General features: G+C 42.2%; 13 protein-coding genes and 1 pseudogene. 8 read left to right on the forward strand and 6 right to left on the reverse strand.

All coding sequences use genetic code 11. The annotated features are described in order from the left end of the window. Positions 1 to 184: 184 nt before the first annotated feature. The gene (locus FTU16_RS13805) at positions 185 to 1,306 is read right to left on the reverse strand and encodes a CaiB/BaiF CoA-transferase family protein (RefSeq protein ID WP_180089371.1); all 1,122 of its coding nucleotides are present in this window, start codon (positions 1,304 to 1,306) and stop codon (positions 185 to 187) included. 210 nt (positions 1,307 to 1,516) lie between these two features. Here FTU16_RS13805 and FTU16_RS13810 point away from each other — a divergent pair, with 210 nt between their 5' ends. Beyond that, a complete protein-coding gene (locus tag FTU16_RS13810) occupies positions 1,517 to 2,527 on the forward strand; it encodes an AraC family transcriptional regulator (RefSeq protein WP_078190094.1) in 1,011 nt (336 codons plus the stop codon). A 49-nt stretch (positions 2,528 to 2,576) separates the two neighbouring features. Here the strand turns inward: FTU16_RS13810 and FTU16_RS16560 are convergent, their stop codons facing one another. After that, on the reverse strand, positions 2,577 to 3,014 hold the full coding sequence (locus tag FTU16_RS16560; RefSeq protein ID WP_257227144.1) for a hypothetical protein: 438 nt from the start codon (positions 3,012 to 3,014) through the stop codon (positions 2,577 to 2,579). 38 nt (positions 3,015 to 3,052) lie between these two features. Here FTU16_RS16560 and FTU16_RS13820 point away from each other — a divergent pair, with 38 nt between their 5' ends. From FTU16_RS13820 to FTU16_RS13830, 3 genes are all read left to right on the forward strand, one after another. Continuing rightward, positions 3,053 to 4,258 (forward strand): acetyl-CoA C-acetyltransferase, encoded by a 1,206-nt coding sequence (locus tag FTU16_RS13820; protein WP_180163490.1) that lies wholly within the window; start codon positions 3,053 to 3,055, stop codon positions 4,256 to 4,258. 11 nt (positions 4,259 to 4,269) lie between these two features. After that, the gene (locus tag FTU16_RS13825) at positions 4,270 to 6,402 is read left to right on the forward strand and encodes a 3-hydroxyacyl-CoA dehydrogenase NAD-binding domain-containing protein (protein ID WP_180163491.1); all 2,133 of its coding nucleotides are present in this window, start codon (positions 4,270 to 4,272) and stop codon (positions 6,400 to 6,402) included. Between the two features lie 184 nt (positions 6,403 to 6,586). After that, entirely contained in the window at positions 6,587 to 6,925 is a 339-nt protein-coding gene (locus tag FTU16_RS13830; RefSeq protein WP_078194261.1) for a hypothetical protein, read from the forward strand. Positions 6,926 to 7,004: 79 nt separating this feature from the next. Here the strand turns inward: FTU16_RS13830 and FTU16_RS13835 are convergent, their stop codons facing one another. Further along, the gene (locus FTU16_RS13835) at positions 7,005 to 7,430 is read right to left on the reverse strand and encodes a GNAT family N-acetyltransferase (RefSeq protein WP_257227146.1); all 426 of its coding nucleotides are present in this window, start codon (positions 7,428 to 7,430) and stop codon (positions 7,005 to 7,007) included. An 11-nt stretch (positions 7,431 to 7,441) separates the two neighbouring features. After that, a pseudogene (locus tag FTU16_RS13840) lies at positions 7,442 to 8,663 on the reverse strand (SAM-dependent methyltransferase). 107 nt (positions 8,664 to 8,770) lie between these two features. Here FTU16_RS13840 and FTU16_RS13845 point away from each other — a divergent pair. Beyond that, positions 8,771 to 9,412, forward strand: a complete 642-nt coding sequence (locus tag FTU16_RS13845; protein ID WP_078194264.1) for a hemolysin III family protein — start codon at positions 8,771 to 8,773, stop codon at positions 9,410 to 9,412. A gap of 145 nt (positions 9,413 to 9,557) precedes the next feature. Continuing rightward, entirely contained in the window at positions 9,558 to 10,871 is a 1,314-nt protein-coding gene (locus FTU16_RS13850) for an MFS transporter (RefSeq protein WP_180163493.1), read from the forward strand. A gap of 297 nt (positions 10,872 to 11,168) precedes the next feature. Here FTU16_RS13850 and FTU16_RS13855 read toward each other — a convergent pair whose 3' ends face one another. Continuing rightward, complete coding sequence (locus FTU16_RS13855; RefSeq protein ID WP_180005126.1) at positions 11,169 to 12,179, reverse strand: metallophosphoesterase; 1,011 nt, start codon at positions 12,177 to 12,179, stop codon at positions 11,169 to 11,171. Between the two features lie 104 nt (positions 12,180 to 12,283). Here FTU16_RS13855 and FTU16_RS13860 point away from each other — a divergent pair, with 104 nt between their 5' ends. Further along, a complete protein-coding gene (locus FTU16_RS13860; protein WP_257227147.1) occupies positions 12,284 to 13,903 on the forward strand; it encodes a phospholipase D family protein in 1,620 nt (539 codons plus the stop codon). A 44-nt stretch (positions 13,904 to 13,947) separates the two neighbouring features. Here the strand turns inward: FTU16_RS13860 and FTU16_RS13865 are convergent, their stop codons facing one another. Next, on the reverse strand, positions 13,948 to 14,772 hold the full coding sequence (locus FTU16_RS13865; RefSeq protein WP_180009229.1) for a 1-acyl-sn-glycerol-3-phosphate acyltransferase: 825 nt from the start codon (positions 14,770 to 14,772) through the stop codon (positions 13,948 to 13,950). Between the two features lie 411 nt (positions 14,773 to 15,183). On the opposite strand from FTU16_RS13865, the gene hflX reads away from it, so the two are divergent. Beyond that, positions 15,184 to 16,518, forward strand: a complete 1,335-nt coding sequence (hflX, locus tag FTU16_RS13870) for a ribosome rescue GTPase HflX (RefSeq protein WP_078190104.1) — start codon at positions 15,184 to 15,186, stop codon at positions 16,516 to 16,518. Positions 16,519 to 16,532: the final 14 nt, after the last annotated feature.

A 16,532-nucleotide genomic window follows, 5' to 3' on the forward strand; every position in this document is an offset into this window, starting at 1 on the left:
TACTCACAGCTATTTTCATTTGGAGACCTATATACCAATTGTGTTAATAGCTCATATAATACTCTCACATTTGTATAATTTATTTATTTTTTTGTTAACAACGCTCAATATTTATATGGATATTTATCTAATTAAGAGATTTTAAAGGTTTTATTGTTTAACTTATCACCTTTTTTCATACCATTCATAACCAATTATCCGCACCTAAAGTTTTACCCACATGGGTATAAATCAATGCTGATCTAGAAAATTTAATTGGGCATGCCAGTTGAGTTTGTGTCATTGTGTCGCCTTCTTGTAGCGGAACTTCAACACACCAATGCCGCTCTTGGGCCAATTGTGAATTTAGAGCTTCATCCAAACTTAAAACTGGCTCCACACAGACATCTTGAGTGGCAAAGATCATTTTCCACTCATCCCATGTTTTGGTCAGTATCTTGCTGGCAACTGCATGCTTAATTTCAGTCTGATATTGTGAATCAAATGACATGCCTTGCGTCGCTAAAGCGGGTAAATCTAGAATTTGCGCCAATCCATGTAAAAACTGCGGCTCTAGACCACCTATAGACAGATAACGACCATCTTGAGTTCGATAATAGTCATAGAAACTTCCGCCATTCAGATGTGCAGTTTCTGCCGCGGTTACCGCATTGGCAGCCAATACGCCAGCTGCAGCCATATTGTTCAATGCGACGGCACAATCGGTCATGGAAATATCAATATATTGCCCTAAACCGCTACGGTAACGCTCAATCACCGCAGCTAAGATGCCAGTAATTGCATGCATTGATCCGCCTGCGACATCGGCGATTTGAATCCCCATCGGTGGCGGGCCACTATCTTGGCGTCCGCTATGACCTGAAATGCCTGATAAAGCCAAGTAATTGATGTCATGCCCTGCGCGGTCTTTGTAGTGCCCAGTTTGACCATAACCCGTAATCGAGCAGTAAATAAGTCGCGGATTAATTTCGGCCAAATCTGCATAATCCAAACCCAGGCGTTGCATGACACCTGGACGAAATTGTTCTACGACGACATCAAAATCTGAAATTTTGGCTTTGATCAGTTCAATGCTTTTCGGATCTTTTAAATCCAAAGCGATGGATTGCTTGTTGCGATTTAAATAACTATGCGCTGTAGCTTGCCCATTGGCATAAGGTGGCATCAAACGAACCAGATCGGGACGCGTCGGTGACTCAATATGCACAACTTCCGCACCCATATCAGCCAAATACAAGGTCGCAAATGGTCCTGGGAGTAATGTCGAAAAGTCGAGTACTTTCAATCCTTTTAAAGCAGCTTCCATGGATATTTTTCTCTAATTGTGTAGATTTTTTATCCATGGTAGAAATATAAAATGATTAAAACAATGTCATGTTCAGCCATTTACCTTGATAGTTTCGGCAATTTACCATGTAAAAATGGCAAAACCGCTGTTGTAAATTGCCATGATTTCTTTTTTTAGCGTCATTTAGGTCAAACATTTGTGAACATTAAAGAGACTGAAGGATTAAACATGAGTCGTGATACGATCAGTATCCATTTCGTCAACGCAGCCTTAACTGGTGTGAAACGTCTCGGCATGGATGTCGAAACTTTATTGTCTCATGTTGGCATTGAGGCTGAACTTCTACGCCAACCCAAAGCCCGTATTTCACCTGAACAATACACACGTTTTATTAAAATGTTGTGGATGGTGACCCAAGACGAACATGTCGGTTTTGATATTCAACCGCGCCGCTTGGGTACTTTTGCCATTATGTGCCAATTGATTATTCATGCAAAAACCCTTGGTGATGCACTTGAATTGTCTTCGCAGTTCTACAAACTGTTTGGTGATGAATGGTCAGTGACACTAGAACGTGATAAACACGAAGCACGTTTAGTTCCTCAAATTCCAAAATCTATGGACCCAGACCATTTCATTACAGAAAGTATGCTGATGATTTGGCATGGTCTCGCTTCTTGGTTGATTGAACGTCGTCTGCCTTTAGAACGCGTACACTTCGGTTATGAACGTCCTGAACATGCTGACGAATATGATGCCTTGTTTTTTGCACCTGTCATGCAGTTTGATACACCACGAACTGAAATTACATTTGCAGCGGATTATTTAGATTTACCCATTCGTCAAAACGAAGAAACGCTTGAAGAATTCTTAAAAGCGGCTCCTGCACAGTTATTGGTTAAATTTAAAAATACCAATTCATTAACGTCTCGTATCCGTGATGTGCTGAAGAGTCAAATTGGCGAAGAAATGCCAACCTTGAACGATGTTGCTTCAATGCTGTATCTATCGCCACAAACACTTCGTCGTCGTTTAGCCGCTGAAGGTAAGAGCTACCAAGGTGTGAAAGATGCCTTACGTCGAGATGCTGCAATTCACTTATTGCTTAATCCAGACTTAACGCTTGAAGATGTTGCACAGCAAGTCGGCTTTAGTGAAACCAGTACTTTCCACCGTGCATTTAAAAAGTGGACCGGTGTAACACCAGGCCTATACCGCCAATTACATGGTTATCACTAAGCATCATTCAAAACTAGTATTCTCTAAAACCTGATCTCGATCAGGTTTTTTATTTCGGAAAATCTGCGCGTTGTTTTTGACAAAGCAATGGATCGACAGGCGTAATCACTCGTTTGCCATCCTGTATCCGATACATTTCTGCCTTGGTCACATGATCATTTCGATCATACTCACAGGCTAAACCGCCCGTCCCTTCATCTGAAGGATGAATGCCATAGATCATATAAATATAAAAACCGATCATGCATACAAAACCTAAGCAGCCTGCAAAAACAAGCAAAGCCAGACCTTTCAACACTCGCTTCACATTTTTATGCATAAGTAGATCTTCAATTTCAACTAAATCGATAGCAACTGATCTTAGCCGATCCTCGCTTTCAATATGCAGGTTGATTTTGACCTTATTTAGCAGCAAGCGTTGACCAAAAATATCAAACGACTCGCCCGTTCTCATCATTGCACTGGCTTGATTAATCCGTACACTCAAAAAACCAATAAAAATTTATAGATCATAGGGACAGGATTATGAGCGAGGCTTACATCATTGATGCCATTCGCACGCCCCGCGGAAAAGGAAAAAAAGACGGTTCACTACATGCCGTTAAACCGATTAGCCTACTGACCGGTTTATTGAACGAATTACAAAACCGACATCAATTTGACACCGCTGCAGTTGACGACATTGTACTGGGCTGTGTAACCCCCATTGGTGACCAAGGCGCAGACATTGCCAAAACCGCAGCCATTGCAGCAGGTTGGGACAATGATGTGGCAGGCGTTCAAATCAACCGTTTTTGTGCATCAGGTTTAGAAGCTGTGAATATGGCAGCGCAAAAGGTCCGCTCTGGTTGGGAAGACCTTGTGGTGGCTGGCGGTGTAGAGTCGATGTCTCGTGTGCCAATGGGCTCAGATGGCGGCCCTTGGGCGCTCGACCCTGAAACCAATATGGCCTGTGATTTTATTCCGCAAGGCATTGGGGCAGATTTAATTGCCACCATTGACGGTTACAGCCGAGCAGATGTGGATGCCTTTGCAGCCAACTCTCAGCAAAAAGCCGCAGCAGCTCAAGCCAATGGTTATTTTGACCAATCTGTCGTTCCTGTTAAAGACAAAGCAGGCGTGACAGTTTTAGCCAAAGATGAATTTATTAAACCAACGACCACAGCAGAAGGCTTGGCCAAACTCAACCCAAGTTTCGCCATGATGGGTCAAATGGGCTTTGATGCCATCGCCTTGCAAAAATATCCTGAAGTCGGCGCAGTCAACCATGTACACCATGCAGGGAACTCATCGGGCATCGTTGATGGTGCTGCCGTAGTATTGCTTGCCTCTGAAAAAGCGATCAAAGAACAAGGCCTAAAACCGCGTGCCAAAGTGCTTGCCACTGCATTGGTGGGTGCAGACCCAACCATTATGCTGACTGGCCCTGCACCTGCTGCACGTAAAGCCTTAGCCAAAGCTGGCTTAACCATTGATGATATTGACCTATTTGAAGTGAACGAAGCTTTTGCAGCAGTCGTGATGCGTTTTATTACCGAACTCAAGGTTGATCCTACCAAAGTCAATGTGAATGGCGGTGCAATTGCATTAGGACATCCGCTGGGTGCAACAGGCGCCATGATTTTAGGCACCCTGATGGATGAACTAGAACGCCAAGGTAAAAAACGCGGTTTAGCAACCTTGTGTGTGGGCGGTGGTATGGGCATCGCAACGATTATTGAGTTGGTATAAGGAGAATAAAAATGAGCGCAATTCAATTTGAAAAAAATGCCGACAATATCGTCATTTTAACTTTAGATTCTCCAAACCAATCTGCCAACACCATGAATGCAGACTTCCGCACGGCACTGGCTGAAACGGTAGACAAACTGCAAGCAGATGAAAATATTGTAGGGATTATTTTCCGTTCCGCAAAAAAAACCTTCTTTGCCGGCGGCGACTTAGACGAACTGATTCAAGCTACACCTGAACATGCAACTGAATTCTTCAATATGATTGAAGAGATGAAAGCCAAACTACGTTATATCGAAACCCGTGGCATTCCAGTTGTGGCAGCTTTAAATGGCACAGCGCTTGGCGGTGGCTGGGAGTTAGCACTCGGCTGTCATTATCGTATTGCGCTTAATGATGCTAAGGCTAAATTTGGCTTGCCTGAAGTGACCTTAGGCTTACTGCCGGGCGGTGGCGGTATCGTCCGTATGGTACGTTTATTGGGTCTGCAAAATGCATTTCCACTCTTAATGGAAGGCAAACAAATTGGTGTCGAAAAAGCCAAATCATTAGGGCTGATTCAAGACACTGCAGATAGCCTTGAAGAATTGATGGACAAAGCCATTGCGTGGGTCAAAGCCAATCCAAAATCACAGCAGCCCTTTGATGTAAAAGGCTATAAAATTCCGGGCGGTACGCCATCGACTCCTGCTGTGGCGCAAATGCTCGCCATTGCCCCCGCTATGCTGCGTGACAAAACCAAGGGCTGTTACCCTGCGCCTGAAGCCATTATGTCGGCTGCTGTTGAAGGCGCTCAGGTCGATGTTGATACGGCGCTCACGATTGAATCACGTTACTTTACTTACCTTGCAACCGGTCAAATTTCTAAAAATATGATCGGCACCTTCTGGCATGGTCTCAACGCTATTAAGTCTGGTGCAAGCCGTCCAAAAGACGTCGCGAAATGGCAAGCCACCAAAGTTGGTATTTTAGGTGCAGGCATGATGGGTGCAGGCATCGCTTATGCCACGGCATCAAAAGGCATTGCAGTTGTACTCAAAGATGTTTCTGTTGAAGCAGCTGAAAAAGGTAAAGCCTATAGCCAAAAACTGCTAGATAAAAAAGTATCTCAAGGTCGTTTAAGTGCAGAAAAACGTGATCAAGTTTTAGGACTGATTCATGCCACTGCAGATGCTGCCGACCTACAAGGCTGTGACTTGATCATTGAAGCTGTGTTTGAAAATGTCGAACTGAAAGCCAAAGTGACGCAAGAAACAGAAACCTATCTGGCAGATAGCGGCATTTTTGCATCCAATACCTCTACTTTGCCTATTTCAGGTTTAGCCAATGCATCTCAAGATCAAGCTAAATTTATCGGTCTGCATTTCTTTAGTCCTGTCGACAAAATGCAATTGGTCGAAATTATTAAAGGTAAAAACACCTCGGCTGAAACCTTAGCCAAAGCCTATGACTATGTACAGCAAATTGGTAAAACACCAATTGTGGTGAATGACAGTCGTGGCTTCTTTACTAGCCGTGTCTTTGGCACCTTTGTGCAAGAAGGTTTACGTCTATTGGCTGAAGGCGTACACCCTGCCCGCATTGAAATGGCTGCACTAAAAGCTGGCATGCCTGTAGGCCCATTGGCGATTCAAGATGAAGTGTCTTTAACGTTGTCTGAGCATGTTGCGGCCGAGACCCGTAAAGCCCTACAAGCTGAAGGCAAAGACCTACCACGTTCAGGTGCGGATGAGGTGATTCAGACGATGATTCATGAGTTCGGACGCAAAGGTAAAGCTGCCGGCGCAGGCTTTTATGAATACCCTGAAGGCGGTAAAAAGCATCTCTGGGATGGCTTGAGCAAATGGCAGAAAGATAATGCTATTTCTGAACAGGAAATGATTGACCGCTTCCTGTTTGTACAGTCACTCGATACCTTACGCTGCCTAGAAGAAGGTGTTTTGGAATCGACTGTCGATGGCAATATCGGTTCAATCTTCGGGATTGGTTTTGCCCCTTGGACAGGTGGTGCACTTCAATTTTTAAACCAATATGGTTTGGAAAAAGCGCTATTACGTGCCAATACACTAGAAGCAAAATATGGCGAACGCTTCAAAGCACCGCAATTGCTGAAAGACAAAGTGGCGAAAGCTGAGCAGATTTAATTATTCATTTTGAGCATGCAAATTTTGCTGTTCAATCACATCAAAAGGAGCTTCGGCTCCTTTTTATTTTCCTTCTCAGTCGCGTGTTTGCAAACAAGCCTAGAATTTACGCGAACTCTCATCAGTTTTATGTTATAAAGTAACAAGTTTTTTGATTTCTTTTTATCCGATTGAGTAGCTTGTTATGACAGATCATACTTCTCCTGAAAAATCACCATGGGGCTGGAAAGCACTGATTATCTTCTGTATTTTAGGTGCGCTATTCATGGGTATTTTCTGGCTTGCTGTGACCAATGAACCAGACTATATGCCGAGCCAACAGAAAAAAGACAATACTCAACAGCATGCATTTAAAAATGCCCCTGTGATGTCAGAAGAAGCGTTGAAAAAGGCGCAAGCTGATCAAGCAGCTCGTGAAGCATCTGCACCGACTGCAGCAGATATGCAGATGACCGAAGAACAACATGCACATATGGATGACATGAGCCCTGAACCTACTGCATCGAATGATCATGGTCACTAAGCTTTGACCCAATCTATGCAAATAAAAAACGCTTAAAATATTAAGCGTTTTTTATTTATAGCTGTCCAATTTTAAGTATTTAAGCCAAAGCCATATACATATCTTGATGCGGAATACCACAATCTAAATATTCATCACCTTCAACAACAAAACCCAACGCTGCATAAAAAGGGATAGCATGCACTTGTGAAGATAGTTTTAAATATTCACGTTGCTCTAATGTCGCTTGTTGAATGATGGCTTGCATCAAGATTTTACCAATCCCCTGACCGCGATGAGCCTTTAAAATAGCAACACGACCTATACTGTTATTTTTCAACAAACGTGCAGTTGCAATAGCTTTCATCCCATTATGAACAATAAAATGCAGTGAAATCGCATCTTCTGCATCCCATTCATCTTCGGGCGATATCTGCTGTTCTAAAATAAAGACCTGTTCACGTATCGGCCGAGCTGCAGATGCCAGTTGCTCCCACGGACCAAATTGAATATTTAACCGCTGCATCCCTTCATCCTTTAGCATTTACAGCCAATATCTTGCTGGTCCCATTGATCATTCAACAATAATTCTAACGAATGCTTTTGAATGCCATACATGTCTTTTAAAGATTGGATCTGTGCCAATACCGCTTGATCAGGTTCGACATAGTCTGCACGTTTGGTTGCCAAGATCATTTTATTTTTACTGGTATGTTCAAGTGCCACAAATTCAAAGACTTTGGTTTCATAACCATATGCTTTCAATAAAAGTGCACGAATCGTGTCGGTTAGCATTTCTGCTTGCTGGCCGGCATGAATGCCAAATTGCAACATCGGTGCAAGTACTTGCGGCGCTTTCAATTGCGGACGCAGTTCTTTATGACAACACGGCGCACACATGATCATTTGCGCATTTAATCGAATACCGGTATGAATCGCAAAGTCCGTTGCCACATCACAGGCGTGCAGCGCAATCATGACATCTAAGCGCTCAGGCGCATATGTACGCACATCGCCTTGGAAAAAATCGAGTTTGCTAAAATTCGACTGCTGCGCAACGCTTTGGCAAAATTCCACCATTTTCGGATTCAGCTCAACCCCTGTCACTTTAGGCACTTGCTGGTGTTTTGCTAAATAATCATATAGTGCAAAAGTCAGATAGCCTTTACCTGAACCAAAATCCACGACATGTAGAGATTGATCGGTCTCTTTGATCTGACTTAAAGCACCTGAAAAAATTTCTACAAATTTATTAATTTGTTTCCATTTACGCGCCATGCTCGGAATAATTTGTGCTTTGGCATCCGTAATGCCCAATGGCTGTAGAAAGAAACTGTCTTGATCCATAGCGATGTTTTGCTCGATCATGCCCTTGCTGCTCCGTAGGATTTTTCCCTAAAGCAGGCTGCTTTTTGCTAATGCTTAGCATGGCTTTCTTTTTATTTTTCTTAAGCTGAATTTCTTCATCTAAGGTCATCAGGTTGGCTTGCTTACAACAACTCAATAAACTTTCGACTTGTTGATATGCAGATGCGATTGGATAATTTTTGGTGATATCTTGAGTTTTGTAACGATATAAACAGCTGAGAAATGACTCACCTTGCAGCGAAATGACTCGCAAGGTCATTTTTTCTAATTGGTCTAATTCACCTTTATACTGACTCAAAATCATGCGATCAAAACGCTGTGTTTCAATGGCTTGCTGAAAGGCTGCTAAAAATTGCTGCTCTTGCGTAGAGGGAGAAGCCAATGATGACATAATATAAACCTAGATAAATTTGCAAAACAATTTTAAATCTTCTTACACCAAAAGCAAAATTGAATTACTATACATGTGTATATTTAAATTATTATAAAAGATACGTTATGAATCCTCCCCATCTTTTAGCTTATGACCAAGCTGAAGAAAGACTGAATTTCTATACCCATGCTTTCGGTGCAGCGTTGTCGGCCATCGCAGGTATCCTACTGATTTTAAAAGGATCATATCTTCCAACTGGACAATGGCTTGCACTTTGGGTGTATGCATTCAGTATGCTGTTATTGTTTTCAGCGTCGAGTCTATATCACTTCGCAGAATCTCCTGAGCGCCGTGGTTGGTACAAAAAACTCGACCATACCGCAATCTATTATTTAATTGCAGGTACTTATACCCCGTTTCTGGCAATCGCACTGCCTACCGCAAAAGCGCATTATTTACTCATTGCACTGTGGGTTATTGCCGCTATTGGAACACTATTCAAATTAATTTTCATTCATCGTTTTCAAAAGATTTCGTTGATTGCTTATTTGGTGATGGGATGGCTTGCAGTACTGGTAATGGATGATATGCAACGCTTTTTATCTGATCAAGCTTTAACCTACCTGATCATTGGCGGGCTATCTTATACAATCGGTGCATTGTTTTATGCCTTAAAAAAGGTAAGATATACACACGCTATCTGGCATATTTTTGTATTGATAGGTGCAGGATCACATTTCCTGTCGATTTATCTCTACGTGATATAACCCGCTGACACTGCATTCTTTAGTGACCCTAATTCCGCAGTCCGTAAGTTGGTATTTCGTATTTTTTTAAGAAATTACGCCTTTTTTAAAAAGATTACGCTTTTAAAACTAAGTTCAATTATTTTTAGTAAGTGTAAGGTCCACCATGGCGTCTTCAAGTGCTGCTGCCACTGAACAGCAACCAACAAATTCAAAATTCCGCGTACTTACAGCTAGTCTTGTAGGTACCACAATCGAGTTCTTCGATTTCTATATCTATGCAACTGCGGCTGTAATTATCTTCCCGCATCTGTTCTTCCCTGCAAGTACAGATCCAACAACCGCAACGATCCAATCTCTAGCAACGTTTGCAATTGCCTTTATTGCTCGCCCGATTGGCGCAGCATTCTTTGGCCATTTAGGTGACCGTATCGGTCGTAAAGCCACATTGGTTGCCGCACTCCTCACCATGGGGATTTCGACGGTATGTATCGGCTTGCTTCCAACCTATGCTCAAATTGGTATCGCTGCTCCGCTCATGCTTGCGCTTTGTCGTTTAGGTCAAGGTCTTGGTTTAGGTGGTGAATGGTCAGGTGCCGTTCTGCTTGCAACTGAAAATGCGCCAGAAGGCAAACGTGCTTGGTATGGTATGTTCCCACAATTGGGCGCGCCAATCGGCTTTATTCTTGCAACAGGCTCATTCTTGACCTTAGGTCACTTCATGTCTGAAGCTGAGTTTATGCAATGGGGTTGGCGTATTCCATTCATTGCAAGTGCGCTATTGGTTATTGTCGGTCTGTGGATTCGTTTAAAATTACATGAAACACCAGCGTTCCAAAAAGTATTGGATAAGCAAAAAGAAGTAAATATTCCGTTCAAAGAAGTGATCACTAAGCACTGGGGGATGTTAATTCTCGGTACGATTGCCGCGATTTGTACATTTGTAGTGTTCTACTTAACCACAGTATTCGCTTTACAATGGGGTACAACCCAGCTTGGTTACACACGTGAAGATTTTTTAAAACTTCAACTGGTTGCCACACTTTGTTTTGCTGCCTTCATTCCACTTTCTGCTGTATTTGCTGAAAAATTTGGTCGTAAAACGACTTCGATTGCGGTATGTGTTGTATCTGCATTGTTTGGCTTAGTCTTCTCAAGCATGCTTGAGTCTGGCAGTACTGCGATGGTGTTCTTATTCCTATGTATCGGTCTTGCGATCATGGGTTTAACCTATGGTCCAATTGGTACGGTATTGTCTGAAATCTTCCCAACGTCTGTACGTTACACAGGTTCAGCTTTAACCTTTAACATGGCAGGTATTTTTGGTGCATCTTTCGCACCACTGATCGCAACTAAACTTGCAACTGGCTATGGTTTATATGCAGTAGGTTACTACCTAACTGCGGCATCAATCCTTTCATTGATCGCGTTCTTAATGATTCGCGAAACCAAAAATGATGATGTGAATAATCAGGTTTAATCTGCACATAATAAAAAAGCCAGCACATATTGCTGGCTTTTTTATGTCTCAAATTGAGTCAATGAACTGATGAATACTCTGTAGTTGACAGCATTTTAAATAATTAAATTCATGCATGCAGCTTAGATCCCACTGAGTAGCAATACACATCTTATGTTGCAAGACACGGTCATTCACTTAATTTCAAACAGCAAATGAATGGCACGATTCAATTTTATTAACCAAACAAGGCCTGTAGCTCTACATCAAGAAGAACATTCACCAAACCGTTTAGCGATAATGAACGGTAGTTTTTGATTAAACCAACTCGATAATATCAATGGTCGGTGGCACAAGAAAACGGAAAGGTACCCCAACCATGCCCGTACCAACAGTGACAAAGACATCTGCATTGTCATGCTGATATAGCCCTTTTTTATGACCTAAAATCGACACTTTTTTCATTACATAATCGGTCAACCATGGCAATTCCACTTGTCCACCATGGGTATGACCCGACAACATCAATGGTCGTCCTGGCAGTTTAGGTACCATATCAACGGTATCTGGATTATGCGACAAAATGATCCAAGGCTTATCCTGTGGCAATTCTGGCAAATAGCGCATATCGGCTTTACCTGCCCATAAGTCCCCAACGCCTAATAAGCGAAACTCATTAAACTCAACCACCTGCCCTTCGATGTCCACCACATGATTACTTTCTAATGCATGTTTTAACAGCGCTTGAATAGGCGGACCGGGATATTGCTCATCATGATTACCATTCACCGAATAAATCGGAGCAATAATTTTTTTTAGTACGGCCAGCTCTTCAGCTAACTTATTTTCTGGCTCGTAAGTCCAATCCCCTGCAACCACGACCAAATCAGGATTTTGCGCATTGATTTTATCGACGATCATTTTTAACTGACGTTCATGACCTGAAAATAAACCAATATGTAAATCACCAATTAAAGCAATGCGAACTGGCTTTAATAATTGTCGTGTTTCGTTTAATTGATATTGGCATTTTTTCACCTGAATCATGTGCGGCTCGATAAATCGGGCATAGCACAAAAGCCCCGTAACAGCACCGACAAAAATCGCTTCATGTAGTGAATAATAGCCACTCCAGCCTGCATAAAAGCTAAAGAAGAATAAAGGGATAAGTAAATACGAAAGATAGAATGCCAACAAATGTACGAAGGCTTTAAACGGATGAATCGTTTCCGTGCGTGACTGACTTAACCAAGCTTGGGAAATTGCCCAAACGCCCAGCACAGCCAACCCGATATAAAAATACATCACTACGGAATCTAATTCCCACATACATTTGCTCTACAATTTGCCTAACGAGAAAACTCGGTCACTATATTTATCTTTTCACAGCTGACACTTATACTCAAATCAAATTTTTTAGTATGTCTAACAGTATGAACTCAGCTACACCGAAACAGCAAAATTTGCCCTTCATACACAACCGCACTAAGGCGGTTTTGCTGAGTTGTAGCCTTGTTTTGACTTTATCTGCATGTAGTACCTTGCCTAAACAGCACACTCAACCTGTGGAATATGCCTTTAATACTCCTACAGACGATACTAGCCTTGCCAAAATTGTGTTGCCGCTACGGGAACAAAATCCTAACTTAACCGGTTACCACGTTCTTTATGACCCATTAGAAGCCTTAGCGGCTCGAATCGAGCTAATCAATAAAGCCGAAAAAAGTTTAGATCTACAATACTATATTTGGGATAACGACAAAATTGGTGCTTTGGCCCTACATGCCATGATCAAAGCTGCAGATCGTGGGGTGAAAATTCGTTTATTGGTCGATGACAACAATGCCAAAAAAATGGAAGGCATTTATATGGCACTCGACCAACATGCCAATATTGATGTCAAACTGTATAATCCCTACCGCTTCCGACATTTCCGCCCTGTCGATATGGTGCTGGATCTAAAACGCATCAACCGCCGTATGCACAACAAAAGCTTTATTGCAGACAATCAAATTGCTCTGATTGGTGGTCGCAATATGAGTAACCAATACTATAACGTCAGTGATAATTATCAATTTTCCGATGTCGACGTCATGTTGGTCGGTGCGGCATCCGATGAAATCATTCATTCTTTTGATGAATATTGGAATGATGATTATGCCTTTCCAGTACGCCAATTGGTCAATCCACGCCACTATAGCTTGCGCTTTGACAGTCTCAAACAACAACTCGATGACTATAACCAAGAAGCCACTGTGGTCAATTATTTGGACTTAGCCAACCGTTCACATGCCTTTGATGACTGGCTCAACAATAAAATCCAATTTGACTGGGTCAAAGCCGAAGTGGTCAAAGACTCCCCGAGCAAAATCAAATCTAAGGCCAAAAAAGAAGAGCATCTCAACTTTCAGCTGCTCAACCGTTTAGATAAACCGGAGCAAAGTGTCGATATCGTTTCAGCCTACTTTGTTCCAGAAAAACAAGGTGCGGAACGCCTAAAAAACCTCAGTGCCGATGGCGTGAAAGTCAGAGTTTTGACCAACTCATTCCAGGCCAATGACGTGCCATTGGTTCATGCTTTTTATAGCAAATATCGCCAAGATCTATTGGAACACGACGTTCAACTCTATGAATTTCTCTCTAGACCTGATGCAGAAAACCTCAACACCAATACCAAAGAGTTGGCGGAAAAATCTAAAGTTAGTCTGAAAGGTTTAAGCCGTTCGAGTCTGCATGCCAAACTGATGGCAATTGATGAAAAACAAGTTTTTATTGGTTCATTTAACTTTGACCCTCGCTCAGCATATTTAAATACTGAAATTGGGGTATTACTGAATAGCCCACGTTTAGCCAAAGCCGTCCACTACACCATGGATGAAAATTTGAGTAAATATGCCTATAAGTTGGTGCTCAATGCAGACCAACAAATCAATTGGAAAATTAAGCTATCAAATGGTCAAACGCGTATTTATCCACGTGAACCGAAAATCAAGTGGTGGCAAAAAGCAGGAGTGAAATTTGTTTCTTGGTTGCCGCTCGAAGGCTTTATGTAAGGATCGTGCTGCAAAGGCATCCCCTTGCAGCCTGTATCATTAAATTATTTAGCTTCAACTGGAACTGGCGCTTTAAGAACTTTGGCTTGAAGCTCTGCTAATCCCTGATTCATTTTTTGCTGCACTTCTTGTGTCAGACTGTCAACAGTATGACCTGCCGAATCAATTGCGGGCAATGTCATCAGATGCGCTGTGACTTTCGGCATTTCTAAGACATTTTTGACATGTCGATCAAAGCTAATGTCTCCGACATAGGGCGCAATATTATCGAGTTCACCGTCCTGATTCACATAGCAAATTAAGCAAATTTGGACTGGACGTTCGGCTTCAATTGCCGCACCTAAAATACGACCATGAATTTTTTTAATTTTGCTGCCATCTGAAGTGGTGGCTTCTGGGAAAAAGAGTACCGGCGTATCTTGTTTTAAGAAGCCCGTAATTTGTTCTTTAATTTTAATTGAGTCGCCAGAACCACGCTTAATAAATAAGGTGCCACCGCCTTTCGCCAAATTACCCAGTACCGGCCATTTTTCAATTTCAGCTTTCGCCAAAAAGAAAACACGTGCGCCAGAACCCAAAACTGCCACATCTAACCATGAAATATGATTACTTACCCAAAGGGCTGGTTGACGTGGAATTTCGCCATGCACTTTGACTTCAAGATTAAATACTTTGCATAACTTGCGACAAAAATACTGCACATAGCGGGTATTTTGCGGGTTATTCGGGTCTTTATACAATTGATGACGATAAACCAAATAAAAACCCTGCGTCACGGCAACAGCTGCTGCACCGACTTTTTTACAATACAAATAAAATTTTGAAAACACATTAATTTGCGGTGTATTGACGATTTGAGGTTGATTCATAAACGGTTCACTAAAAGGACACGGTGCCACAATTTGGCGTAAATTTTCATCATCATATACCGAAGACAGTTTTTTTGCATTGATCATAAAAACCGAAGTCGAAGATAATATTTTCCCATTTTAATCGTTTTTAAAAATCAAATATGATTTTTATATCGGTTTTAAAGGTTAAAATTATGAATCATTCACATTCAGATACCCCTCCTATTTCTTCATGGCAAGCTTTAAAAGCCATTGCTGGTTTTTCACTGATATATATGAGTGTGCTTTTTTTACTGGCACTGAGCTTTCACAGCTTTCTCTAATTGAATAGCACAACATACAGCAACTTAGCCATTAATCCCTCACTTAGATTAACCCTCGCACTGCATTTTCGCCTAAAATGAATCTTTAAATAGGAGTGTGTGCTGAGTGGAAAATTTAAATCAACATCAAGCGAGCGGTGAACGCGTAATTTTAGTCAGCGTAGCAGTACAAATGCTCGCAGACCTTGATGCCGAAGAATTCCACTTACTTGCTCAATCTGCAGGTGCCAATATTCTGCAACATGTGCATGCACAGCGTATTAAGCCTGATGCCAAATTATTTATTGGCTCAGGGAAAGCTGAAGAAATTGCCGAAGTGGTTGCAGAGCATGAAGCCGAATTGGTCATCTTTGACCATGCCCTCACCCCTGCCCAAGCACGTAATCTTGAACGCATCATGCGTTGTCGTGTGGTCGATCGTACAGAATTAATTTTAGATATTTTTGCCCAACGCGCACGTACCTATGAAGGTAAGTTGCAAGTTGAATTGGCCCAATTACAACATATGGCTTCACGACTGATTCGTAGTCGTGGCGATCTCGATAGCCAAAAAGGTGGGATCGGCCTACGTGGACCGGGTGAAACGCTGCTGGAAACTGACCGTCGGCTACTCAAGCTCCGTATGGGACAACTCAAAGCGAAACTTGAGAAAGTCCGCCAAACACGTATGCAAGGTCGTGTGGCACGTCAAAAAGCTGCTGTTCCAACCGTGTCATTGGTGGGTTATACCAATGCGGGTAAATCGACCTTATTTAATAATTTAGCAAAAAGTGATGTCTATGCAGCAGACCAACTTTTTGCGACACTTGACCCAACTTTACGCCGTCTACATTGGGATGGCATCGGCAACTTAGTTCTCGCAGATACTGTAGGTTTTGTGCGTAATTTATCGCACTCACTGGTCGAGTCGTTTAAAGCCACCTTAGAAGAAACGTTGGAGGCGACCTTATTGTTACATGTCATTGACTCCAGCAGTCCGGACATGATGGAACAAATCGAGGCTGTCGAAAAAGTACTGAAAGAAATTGGTGTCGATGTTCCGATTCTGCGCGTTTATAACAAAATTGATGTCAGTGGCGAAGATCCTAAAATCATCTATGGCAAGCCACATCAGCCGGAACGTGTCTATGTCTCAGCACATAGTGGTAAAGGTCTTCCCTTATTACGCCAAGCGGTTCAAGAATGCTTAATGGGACAGATTCAAAGCTTTGAAGTCCGTCTAAAACCGGCTTATGGCAAATTAAGAACACAACTGTATGCGCTCAATGTGATCCAAAATGAAAGTTATGATGAACAAGGCAACTTAATTTTGCACGTCATCATTGCCCCGCATAAGTTAGAACAACTGATTAAACAGGCGCATTTACCCATCGAAGAAATCTTGGGAACGCGTGCGCAACAATTTCAACGTCCACTTGAAGAATTTGAAATTAAAGACTAAATCGGTTAAAACTT

The organism is Acinetobacter sp. YH12069 (assembly GCF_013419675.1).
Classification (GTDB): Bacteria; Pseudomonadota; Gammaproteobacteria; order Pseudomonadales; family Moraxellaceae; genus Acinetobacter; species Acinetobacter amyesii.